At 63.0% G+C, this 2,192-nt stretch carries 4 protein-coding genes; 1 reads left to right on the forward strand and 3 read right to left on the reverse strand.

The features are described from left to right. Positions 1-454 (forward strand): glycosyl hydrolase family 65 domain-containing protein (locus ACS5PJ_RS22565; RefSeq protein ID WP_439437072.1); only part of this gene is annotated, 454 nt, incomplete at its 5' end. 362 nt (positions 455-816) lie between these two features. On the opposite strand, the gene ACS5PJ_RS22570 is transcribed toward ACS5PJ_RS22565, so the two are convergent. The 3 genes from ACS5PJ_RS22570 to ACS5PJ_RS22580 all read right to left on the reverse strand — a co-directional run. Further along, the gene (locus tag ACS5PJ_RS22570) at positions 817-1,155 is read right to left on the reverse strand and encodes a DUF202 domain-containing protein (RefSeq protein ID WP_323057339.1); all 339 of its coding nucleotides are present in this window, start codon (positions 1,153-1,155) and stop codon (positions 817-819) included. 12 nt (positions 1,156-1,167) lie between these two features. Beyond that, a complete protein-coding gene (locus ACS5PJ_RS22575; protein ID WP_157238342.1) occupies positions 1,168-1,560 on the reverse strand; it encodes a YidH family protein in 393 nt (130 codons plus the stop codon). Positions 1,561-1,747: 187 nt separating this feature from the next. After that, the coding region (locus ACS5PJ_RS22580; RefSeq protein WP_439437073.1) for an MFS transporter at positions 1,748-2,192 on the reverse strand (445 nt) is incomplete at its 5' end.

A 2,192-nucleotide genomic window follows, 5' to 3' on the forward strand; every position in this document is an offset into this window, starting at 1 on the left:
TGACAGCACTCTCGCAGCGCATGGGCTGATGCGATACGGCTTTATCGAAGAGGCCCAGCGAATCGCCTACGGACTCTTCGAAGCAGCCGAACACTTTGGCGGCAGACTTCCGGAACTGTTCTGTGGACTGGACAGGACGCGATTCCCAAGCCCGGTACCGTATCCCGCAGCCTGTTCACCCCAGGCGTGGGCCGCGGCGGCACCGATCCACCTGATTCGTATGCTGATGCGGTTCGACCCGGTCCTTCCATGGCATGAGCTGTGGCTGGCACCGGAACTGCCACAGGGCTTTGGCCAGTTCAGGGTTGATAACGTGCCGCTGGCAGGCCACAGGCTGGCCATTGATATCACCCAGGACACCATCAGGGTCGATGGCCTTCCGGATTCTATAAAACTGCGGCTTGAAGCCCGGCCTGCTCTTCGCGAAATCCTGAACCTGACCCGGATGAAGTGACTGCACATGAGCAATTAGCGCCGGTGCCTTGCCTGGGAAGGATACCTGCGAGGACCGGTGGCCTCCGATCGGATGATTCAGTTGAAACATACGCGGACGATGCGGAGGGCTACGTCCGGAGCGTTTCTGAAATGAGGGGAATATACAACCGGAACAAGGCACAGCTACAACCGTGCTGAGCTGTTCTGATCCCCGGAGTTTGCGGCGAAGCGACCGGTGCTGGCGGGGAGCAGTTCTGTTTTGGCCGCCCCTGGTTCTCTGAAGCTACTGCGGCTGCTTTCCACCAGCCCTGCTGGACTCGTATTCTCAACGGTGCCCGCTCGACACGTGCCCAAGCCATGCGTTGCCAAGTTTCACTGATGTCACTGCTCCGATGGAACGAGCAGGACGGTGTAGAGTCCCAGTCCGGCAAGGACGACGACGTTGGCCGCGACGGCGGCGGCTGAAACCAGGTCGGGAGTAATGGCTTCCTGGTTGATGCCGCTGATTGCGCGATGGAAGCGTCGCTTGCGGGAGCTGTGGATGGCGAGTGCTGTGATGAGTGTTGCCGCGACAAGGGTGCCGGCAAACCAGCCGTGGTGCGGCATCCAGCGAAGGAAAACGGCGGCCGCAACCACCATGGACAGGGTGGTGCGCCCCCATGCCAGGTCCGTGCGTTCCGGCTGCAGCCCTGGGTCACCATGGGTTGGTGTTTGACGCATCGAGGTCACGGGTCAGAAGGGGCGCGCGAGGACGAAGACCATCATCGTCGCGGCGACGAGGGCACCGCCGATCGCCAGGATCGGGGCGGTCCAGGGCAGCGGGAGCGGATCCTGTCGGCGCATGGAGCGTTCAACGTTGAGCCAGCGGAAGAACGACCCGCCGCCAATCAGGAGTGCGAGCACGAGGAGTAAAACGGCGACCGATTGACGCAGTCCGTCGTTGAAAAGGTCGGCCGTGAAGGCTTCGATAGCTACACCTCCGGCAAGCAATGCCAACGACGTTCGGATCCAGGCCAGAAACGTGCGTTCATTTGCGAGCGTGAACCTGGGGTCAGGTTCGGTGCCGCCGCGCAGGACTCGTTCCGAGAAGCCAGATCGTCCGCCGCCGGCCTTTAGGTCCTCCATGATTGTCCTTCCGGGTCCATCGTGTGTTCTTCAGTGGGCGTTGATGCGGAGGCCTCAGTGCCGGTGACCGGTTCATGTTTCCGAGGCGTGCGGTCACCGCCCGGTCTCCAAATCCATGCCGGCGTCAGGAGGGCAGGTAAGCGGAAGAGGGGCTGTTGGCCTCTCTTCCGCTTACCTGCCCTCGGACTTATGCCCGGGTGCCCGCTTCCAAGGAGCCAGGCTCCGCGCCGACGGGGGTGGCGGAACCAGTGGGCAGTGAAGCGGCCGCGGGGACGGCAGTTGTATCAAGGCCGAGCCGGCGGCGGTCGCGCTGTTGGTTGACGAAGATTAGGGCAAGGACGCCGAATGTCAGCAAGAGACCCCCGGCCAGGGCGAAAGCTGCACGGTAGCCTTCAGCGGGGGTGGCCGCGCCGCCGATCAGAAAACCCGACACTGCCGGTGCGAACACACCGCCGGTGGTGAGGACTGCATTGGCGATTGAAAGGTTGGCGCCGCGTTGGCCGATGGTCGTTAGCTCTGCGACCACGAGGTAGGTGATGGCGAAGAGTGCCGGGGCGGTGCCGAAGCCGAAGACCATGAGGACGATGGACAGCACGGGGGAGGCGGTCATGGTGGCTGCGACCAGGCAGGCT

This window comes from Pseudarthrobacter cremeus, from assembly GCF_051857465.1.
GTDB lineage: Bacteria > Actinomycetota > Actinomycetes > Actinomycetales > Micrococcaceae > Arthrobacter.